The organism is Pseudomonas sp. PS01297 (assembly GCF_029959305.1).
In the GTDB taxonomy this organism is placed as follows: Bacteria; Pseudomonadota; Gammaproteobacteria; order Pseudomonadales; family Pseudomonadaceae; genus Aquipseudomonas; species Aquipseudomonas helleri.
Map to the genome: position 1 here is coordinate 1 of NZ_JASCPQ010000150.1, position 8,205 is coordinate 8,205.

Here is an 8,205-nt window from a genome sequence, read left to right on the forward strand (position 1 = left end):
ACCCACACCCGGCCTCAACTGTAGGAGCGAGCTTGCCTCGCGATCTTGTAACGATCAAAAGATCGCGAGGCAAGCTCGCTCCTACGGTTTGGGGGTGTTTGAATTGTTCAAATAATCACCAATCACCTTGCGTCGCTCTTGTCCCTTCTCTACAATTGCGCCCCTTGCCATCATGGCGGGCGCATATGTGCCTCTCTAGGCAAGACACACAAGTGTCATTCACTCCTTGTCTGACCGCTTTAAGTTAGCGGCAGGCTACAACCCGTAAGGAGCATTCATGCGTCATTACGAAATCATCTTTTTGGTCCACCCGGATCAAAGCGAACAAGTCGGCGGCATGGTAGAGCGTTACACCAAGCTGATCGAAGAAGACGGCGGCAAAATCCACCGTCTGGAAGATTGGGGCCGTCGTCAACTGGCCTACGCAATCAACAATGTTCACAAGGCTCACTACGTGATGCTGAACGTTGAGTGCACTGGCAAAGCCCTGGCTGAGCTGGAAGACAACTTCCGTTACAACGATGCTGTGATCCGTAACCTGGTCATCCGTCGCGACGAAGCCGTAACTGGCCAGTCCGAGATGCTCAAGGCTGAAGAGAACCGCAGTGAGCGCCGTGAGCGTCGTGACCGTCCTGAGCATTCTGACAGCGCCGATGGCGATGACAGCGATAACAGCGACGCCAGCGATAACGCTGACGAGTAATCCACGGACCTTTTGAGGAGCCAATTACATGGCACGTTTCTTCCGTCGTCGTAAATTCTGCCGCTTCACCGCAGAAGAAGTGAAAGAGATCGATTACAAAGATCTCAACACTCTGAAAGCTTACGTATCCGAGACCGGCAAAATTGTTCCAAGCCGCATCACCGGTACTAAAGCTCGTTATCAGCGTCAGCTGGCCACCGCTATCAAGCGCGCCCGCTTCCTGGCCCTGCTGGCCTACACCGACAGCCACGGCCGCTGAGACCGGGCAGTCGACAGGTAGTAAAGGATTGAATGCATGCGTGCCCTAGCTGAGTTCATCATGCGAGGCCGTGTGCAGGCCACGTTAATCGTGGCCGGATGTGCGGCATTGCCGTTTTTGTTCTGGTTGAGTGCTGCTGCAGGTTGCCTTGTGCTCCTGCGGCGCGGTCCGAGAGATGCCTTGAGCATCCTCTCATGGGCTTTACTGCCGGCCTTGGCCTGGTGGTTTATGGGCGAACCCCGCACCTTGATGGTGCTGCTGGGAACCCTGGGATTGGCGCTGCTGTTGCGCGCCGGTCAGCCCTGGTACCGCGTGCTGCTGGTCAGCGTAGCGTTGGGTGTGGTGTATGGCGTGGTTCTGGGCACGGTTTTCCGCGAACCCATTGGTGCGATGGCGCAGGAGTTGGAAAAACTTCTGCCGCAGATCCTCAGTGGTCTCTACGACAAGTTAACTGACGTAGAGCGAGCGCGCCTCGGAGCACTGATTGCACCCGTCCTCACCGGTTTGATTGCAGCTTTGATGCAGGTCGTCAGCGTGCTGAGCCTGATTCTTGGGCGTTACTGGCAAGCGCTGTTGTATAACCCGGGCGGTTTTGCCAGCGAATTTCGCAGCATCCGCCTACCGCTGGGACCAGCGCTATTGTTGCTGGCGTGCATGCTTGTAGGTCCGAACTTCGGTCCGCAAATGGCCATGCTGACGCCGTTGTGCAGCGTAGCGTTGTTCTTCGCCGGCCTGGCCCTGATACACGGGCTGGTAGCGAAAAAGCGACTGGCCAAGTTTTGGCTGGTGGGGTTGTACGTCACGCTGCTGCTGTTTATGCAGCTGATCTATCCGTTGCTCGTGGTCTTGGCCATTGTCGACAGCCTGATTGATTTTCGCGGACGTCTGGCGCCGAAAGACGCTGATAAAGGCTCTGCGGACGGTGAAGGTTAAAAGTTAAGAGGATTTTCACATGCAACTGATCCTTCTGGAAAAAGTCGCAAACCTGGGCAACCTGGGCGACAAAGTAAATGTTAAGGCCGGCTACGGTCGTAACTACCTGCTGCCGTACGGCAAAGCTACCGCTGCAACCGCTGCCAACCTGGCTGCGTTTGAAGAGCGTCGCGCTGAGCTGGAAAAAGCAGCAGCTGACAAGAAAGCTTCGGCCGAAACTCGTGCTGCTCAACTGGGCGAGCTGGAAGTGACTATCACTGCCACCGCCGGTGACGAAGGCAAGCTGTTCGGTTCGATCGGTACTCACGACATCGCTGATGCACTGACCGCCTCTGGCGTTGAAGTTGCAAAAAGCGAAGTTCGTCTGCCGAACGGCACTATCCGCAACGTTGGCGAATTCGACGTGGCTGTGCACCTGCACGCCGAAGTTGAAGCAACCGTACGCGTTGTTGTGGTAGCTGCTTAAGCAGTCTTAACTGACTGGCACCGTGTGTGCTGGACGGTTAACATCGGGCACGATCCTGTTTACAGGTCGTGCCCTTTGTCTTTCTGCTGATCCTGTTTTTCACCCCAAACTGACACGTGGCCATGAACGATATTTCCGCTCCTGAGCAATACGACCTGCAAACCGCAGCCCTGAAGGTGCCGCCGCACTCCATCGAGGCCGAACAGGCTGTACTCGGTGGTCTGATGCTGGACAACAACGCCTGGGAACGCGTGTTGGATCAGGTCTCGGACGGCGATTTTTATCGGCATGACCATCGCCTGATTTTCCGCGCCATCGCCAAACTGGCCGACCAGAACTCACCGATTGACGTCGTGACCCTTGCCGAGCAATTGGACAAGGAAGGTCAGACCTCACAAGTCGGTGGTTTGGGCTACCTGGGCGAACTGGCGAAGAACACCCCGTCGGTGGCGAACATCAAGGCCTACGCCCAGATCGTTCGTCAGCGTGCGACGTTGCGCCAACTGATCGGCATCAGCACTGAAATTGCCGACAGCGCCTTCAACCCGGAAGGCCGCACCGCAGAAGAGATCCTCGACGAAGCTGAGCGGCAGATTTTCGCGATTGCCGAGGCCCGGCCTAAAACCGGCGGCCCGGTGAGCGTCAACGACCTGTTGACCAAAGCCATTGACCGTATCGACACCCTGTTTAATACCGACGAAGCCATTACCGGCTTGTCCACCGGCTATACCGACCTCGACAACATGACCAGCGGCTTGCAGCCAGCCGACTTGATCATCGTCGCGGGCCGTCCATCGATGGGTAAAACCACCTTCGCCATGAACCTGGTCGAGAACGCCGTGTTGCGCAGCGACAAGGCGGTACTGGTTTACTCGCTTGAGATGCCAGGTGAATCGCTGATCATGCGTATGCTCTCGTCGCTTGGGCGAATCGATCAGAGCAAAGTGCGTGCGGGTCGCCTCGAAGATGACGACTGGCCACGCCTGACCTCGGCGGTCAACCTGCTCAACGATCGCAAGCTGTTCATCGATGACACAGCGGGTATCAGCCCGTCCGAGATGCGTGCCCGTACCCGGCGCCTGGTGCGTGAGCACGGCGAGATTGGCATGATCATGATCGACTACCTGCAGTTGATGCAGATCCCGGGTTCGGGCGGCGATAACCGGACCAACGAGATTTCCGAGATCTCGCGTTCCTTGAAGGCCCTGGCCAAGGAATTCAACTGCCCGGTGATTGCCCTGTCGCAGCTCAACCGTTCCCTGGAACAACGGCCCAACAAACGCCCGATCAACTCCGACTTGCGTGAATCCGGAGCCATCGAGCAGGACGCCGACGTCATCATGTTCGTGTACCGGGACGAGGTGTACCACCCCGAAACCGAGCACAAGGGCGTTGCTGAAATCATCATCGGCAAACAGCGTAACGGCCCGATCGGTACGGCGCGTTTGGCGTTTATCGGCAAATACACACGCTTCGAAAACCTCGCTCCGGGCAGTTACAACTTCGACGACGAGTAATTCGTCGCCCATTCCTGATCGCTACCGCTCATCGGCACTGTCATGTTTGACAGTACCGGCGGGTATTTGCTTGTGCCCCTAATGACTGCGCGATGGTGTGAGTCAGTCAGGGGTGCCGGTAATGGATGAGCTTCTCATTTTGGTTGATGCCAATGATCAGCAAACCGGGGTGGCGAATAAACTTAAGGCCCATCAAGAAGGCTTGCTTCACCGCGCTTTTTCCCTCTTCGTGTTCGACTCCCGTGGTTGGTTGTTGCTCCAGCGTCGGGCGCCGGAGAAATACCACTCCGGCGGTTTGTGGACCAATACCTGTTGCGGACATCCGCGCGATGGCGAGCCTACTGAAGACGCGGCTCATCGCCGGCTCGGCGAAGAAATGGGCTTTGATTGCGCGTTGCAAGAAGTCACTGCCTTTACTTATGAAGCGCAGGTGCCAGGCGGACTTATCGAGCATGAGTTTGACCACGTCTTTATAGGTCGCCATGACGGCGAGCCTGTGCCGAACCCCGACGAAGCCTCTGACTGGATGTGGATCGAGCCGCACCGACTCTTGAGCTGGATGGACGCCGAACCCGGACTATTCACCGTCTGGTTTAAGGAAATCCTCGTCAGCAGCGGTGACCAGCTTGAGCAGTGGAGTCAGCAGATTCGAGGCGCGGAAAGTGACGTGCCGATGCAAGAGTTGGTTGCTTACCAGAAAGAACTGCTCTTTCGCGTGTCGCGTAATTTCGCGCTGACCATTCCTCAGTTACCTCCTGAACTTAGCCAAGTGGTGACTCATGCCTATTTGCTCCTGCGTCTTGCGGACACGATCGAGGATGAGCCGGCACTCACACCAGTGCAAATCACGCATTTCGAGCAGGCATTGGTTCAGGTTGTAACAGGACGTCTGAATGCCCAGTGTTTTAGTGATGAAGTGGCTGCTCTGCTGACAGAACAGACGGTTGAGGCTGAGCACGAACTGTTAGCGCATTTGCCTTTGCTGATGCAGGTGCATAACCAACTGACAGTTGCTCAGCGCGAAGTGATTGTTATCTGCTTGCGGGTCATTACCCGAGGCATGTCGGAGTTCCGGCAGGCGTTGGGCCTTCAGGGTATGGAAACCCGTCAAGACCTGGATCGTTACTGTTACTGCGTTTCTGGTGTTGTCGGGGAGATGATGACGGAATTGTTTATCGACTACGACCCGACGCTAGTCGCGTATCGCGATACGCTGCGGCGCTTGTCGGTCTCCTTCGGGGCGGGTTTGCAGCTCACCAATATTCTTAAAGACCAATGGGAGGATCGGCAGCGAGGTATTTGTTGGCTGCCGCGCGACCTTTTCGCTGAGCACTCAATCCATTTGTTGGGCTTGCAGCCAGATCAAACAGACGCCAACTATGAGCGAGCACTTTCAGCGTTGATTGGGACTGCTCATGCGCACTTGCAGCTCGCGCTCCAGTACGCCTTGCTCATACCGTCCAGGCAAGCCGGTATCCGCCGTTTTGTTTTGTGGACGGGAGGGCTGGCATTGTTGACCCTGGAGAGGCTTTCGAGGGTGAAGGGTTTTTCTTCCGGCCATCAAGTTGATCTCTCGCGCTCGCAAGTCGCCCTGATGATGCGCCTGACCCGCGCCTCCCAGCGGTCCAATACCGGCTTACGCCTGTTATTTAAACTCGCCGCTCGTCAGTTGCCGCTCACCCCGCTGGATGCGCAGTGGCAAGAGGCGGCCTACGCCATTCATCAGTGGCCGCGCAGTTCTATTGATTTCCTCGCGGATCCTCCGTCAAATTCGGGTGTTTGAGGCTAAGCAGTCCGACGTTCTACTGGTCAAGAAAGCCCAGCGTTATAGTCGGAATTGGTCATTTTTTGTGCTATATTCCGCGCCCGCGAATTTCTCAATAAATGTCGCGCCCTTTTTTTGCACTCAACACCGGTCATCGACATGCAAGCAGCGAAGCCAATTTTTGACTATCCGAAGTACTGGGCCGAATGTTTCGGGCCAGCGCCATTCCTGCCCATGAGCAGGGAGGAGATGGATCAGCTTGGCTGGGATTCATGCGACATCATCATCGTGACCGGTGATGCGTATGTCGATCACCCGTCGTTTGGCATGGCCATCATCGGCCGCTTGCTGGAGTCCCAGGGCTTTCGTGTGGGCATCATTGCCCAGCCGAACTGGCAGTCCAAAGACGACTTCATGAAGCTGGGCGAGCCGAACCTGTTCTTCGGCGTCGCGGCCGGCAACATGGACTCGATGATCAACCGCTACACCGCCGACAAAAAAGTCCGTTCCGATGACGCCTACACCCCCGGTGGCATGGCTGGCAAACGTCCGGACCGCGCGAGCCTGGTGTACAGCCAGCGCTGTAAAGAAGCCTACAAAAATGTCCCGATTGTGCTCGGTGGCATCGAGGCCTCCCTGCGCCGCATTGCGCATTACGACTACTGGCAAGACCGCGTACGTAACTCGATCCTGATCGACGCCTGCGCCGACATCCTGCTGTACGGCAACGCCGAGCGGGCCATTGTCGAAGTTGCCCAGCGCCTGTCTTATGGCCACAAGATCGAAGACATCACTGACGTGCGCGGTACCGCGTTCATTCGCCGTGACACGCCCAAAGACTGGTACGAAGTGGACTCCACGCGTATCGACCGTCCGGGCAAGATCGACAAGATCATCAACCCGTACGTGAACACCCAGGACACTCAGGCCTGCGCCATCGAGCAAGAAAAAGGCCCGGTTGAAGATCCGAACGAAGCCAAGGTGGTGCAGATCCTGGCGAGCCCGCGCATGACCCGTGACAAAACGGTGATTCGCTTGCCGTCCGTTGAAAAGGTCCGTGCTGACGCGGTGCTGTACGCTCACGCCAACCGCGTGCTTCACCTCGAAACCAACCCGGGCAACGCCCGTGCGCTGGTGCAGAAGCATGGCGAAGTGGACGTGTGGTTCAACCCGCCTCCGATTCCGATGACCACCGAAGAGATGGACTACGTGTTTGGCATGCCTTACGCACGTATTCCGCACCCGGCCTACGGCAAGGAAAAAATCCCGGCCTACGACATGATCCGTTTCTCGGTGAACATCATGCGTGGCTGCTTTGGTGGCTGTACCTTCTGCTCGATTACCGAGCACGAAGGCCGGATCATCCAGAACCGTTCCGAAGAGTCGATCATTCGCGAAATCGAAGAGATCCGCGACAAGGTGCCGGGTTTCACCGGCGTCATTTCCGACCTCGGCGGCCCGACCGCGAACATGTACCGCATTGCGTGCAAGAGCCCGGAAATCGAATCCGCGTGCCGCAAGCCGTCATGCGTGTTCCCGGGCATCTGCCCGAACCTGAACACCGATCACTCGTCGCTGATCCAGCTGTATCGCAGCGCCCGTGCCCTGCCGGGTGTTAAGAAGATCCTGATCGCTTCCGGCCTGCGTTATGACCTCGCGGTCGAGTCGCCTGAGTACGTTAAAGAGCTGGTAACCCACCACGTGGGCGGTTACTTGAAGATCGCCCCGGAGCACACCGAGGAAGGTCCGCTCAACCAGATGATGAAGCCGGGCATTGGCACCTATGACCGCTTCAAGCGCATGTTCGAGAAGTACACCAAGGAAGCAGGCAAAGAGCAGTACCTGATCCCGTACTTCATTGCGGCGCATCCTGGCACCACCGACGAAGACATGATGAACCTGGCGCTGTGGCTCAAGGGCAACGGTTTCCGGGCGGACCAGGTGCAGGCGTTCTATCCGTCGCCCATGGCCACGGCCACAGCGATGTACCACTCGGGCAAGAACCCGCTGCGCAAGGTCACTTACAAGAGTGACGGCGTGACCATCGTCAAGAGCGAAGAGCAGCGTCGTCTGCACAAGGCGTTCTTGCGTTATCACGACCCTAAAGGTTGGCCGATGCTGCGTGAGGCGCTGACCCGCATGGGCCGTGCCGACTTGATCGGCTCGGGCAAAGATCAACTGATCCCGCTGCATCAGCCGGCGACCGACAGCTACCAGAGCGCGCGCCGTAAAAACTCGACGCCGGCGGGCAGTCACAAGGTGGCCGGTGGCAAGACCACCAAGATCCTGACGCAACACACCGGCTTGCCGCCGCGTGCCAGCGATGGTGGCAACCCGTGGGACAAGCGTGAAGAGGCCAAGGCTGCGGCGTTTGCCCGTAATAAACAAGCGGCCAAAGAGCGTCAGGAAGCCGCCAAGGGCGGTAAAGGCAAGAAGCCTGTGCGCAAGCCCGTAGTCCCGCGCTAAATGCCTGTGTAGCCGCTGCCGCAGGCTGCGATCGAGCCCGAAGGGGTCGCGCTTTTTCAGAGCGAAGGTGCTGCGGCCCTTATCGCAGCCGGCGGC

Annotated in this window: 7 protein-coding genes; all 7 read left to right on the plus strand. The window is 57.5% G+C overall.

Features of this window, described 5'->3' with window-relative positions:
- Window positions 1-277: 277 nt before the first annotated feature.
- The 7 genes from rpsF (at window position 278) to QMX84_RS25130 (ending at window position 8,109) form a co-directional block, all read left to right on the plus strand.
- On the plus strand, window positions 278-703 hold the full coding sequence (gene rpsF, locus QMX84_RS25100) for a 30S ribosomal protein S6 (RefSeq protein ID WP_003439045.1): 426 nt from the start codon (window positions 278-280) through the stop codon (window positions 701-703).
- 28 nt (window positions 704-731) lie between these two features.
- The gene (gene rpsR / locus QMX84_RS25105) at window positions 732-962 is read left to right on the plus strand and encodes a 30S ribosomal protein S18 (RefSeq protein ID WP_003171373.1); all 231 of its coding nucleotides are present in this window, start codon (window positions 732-734) and stop codon (window positions 960-962) included.
- A 36-nt stretch (window positions 963-998) separates the two neighbouring features.
- Window positions 999-1,895 (plus strand): hypothetical protein, encoded by an 897-nt coding sequence (locus tag QMX84_RS25110; RefSeq protein WP_282365058.1) that lies wholly within the window; start codon window positions 999-1,001, stop codon window positions 1,893-1,895.
- Between the two features lie 19 nt (window positions 1,896-1,914).
- Entirely contained in the window at window positions 1,915-2,361 is a 447-nt protein-coding gene (gene rplI, locus QMX84_RS25115; RefSeq protein WP_048366584.1) for a 50S ribosomal protein L9, read from the plus strand.
- A 122-nt stretch (window positions 2,362-2,483) separates the two neighbouring features.
- Window positions 2,484-3,878 (plus strand): replicative DNA helicase, encoded by a 1,395-nt coding sequence (gene dnaB / locus QMX84_RS25120; protein WP_048366583.1) that lies wholly within the window; start codon window positions 2,484-2,486, stop codon window positions 3,876-3,878.
- A gap of 121 nt (window positions 3,879-3,999) precedes the next feature.
- Window positions 4,000-5,661, plus strand: a complete 1,662-nt coding sequence (idi, locus tag QMX84_RS25125) for an isopentenyl-diphosphate Delta-isomerase (protein ID WP_282365059.1) — start codon at window positions 4,000-4,002, stop codon at window positions 5,659-5,661.
- A 141-nt stretch (window positions 5,662-5,802) separates the two neighbouring features.
- A complete protein-coding gene (locus QMX84_RS25130; protein ID WP_123751166.1) occupies window positions 5,803-8,109 on the plus strand; it encodes a YgiQ family radical SAM protein in 2,307 nt (768 codons plus the stop codon).
- Window positions 8,110-8,205: the final 96 nt, after the last annotated feature.

Excerpts from the sequence above, each read along its gene's own strand:
- QMX84_RS25130 (WP_123751166.1), top strand. The coding sequence starts at position 5,803 with ATGCAAGCAGCGAAGCCAATTTTTGACTATCCGAAGTACTGGGCCGAA.
- rpsF (WP_003439045.1), top strand. The coding sequence starts at position 278 with ATGCGTCATTACGAAATCATCTTTTTGGTCCACCCGGATCAAAGCGAA.
- dnaB (WP_048366583.1), top strand. The coding sequence starts at position 2,484 with ATGAACGATATTTCCGCTCCTGAGCAATACGACCTGCAAACCGCAGCC.
- idi (WP_282365059.1), top strand. The coding sequence starts at position 4,000 with ATGGATGAGCTTCTCATTTTGGTTGATGCCAATGATCAGCAAACCGGG.
- rplI (WP_048366584.1), top strand. The coding sequence starts at position 1,915 with ATGCAACTGATCCTTCTGGAAAAAGTCGCAAACCTGGGCAACCTGGGC.
- rpsR (WP_003171373.1), top strand. The coding sequence starts at position 732 with ATGGCACGTTTCTTCCGTCGTCGTAAATTCTGCCGCTTCACCGCAGAA.
- QMX84_RS25110 (WP_282365058.1), top strand. The coding sequence starts at position 999 with ATGCGTGCCCTAGCTGAGTTCATCATGCGAGGCCGTGTGCAGGCCACG.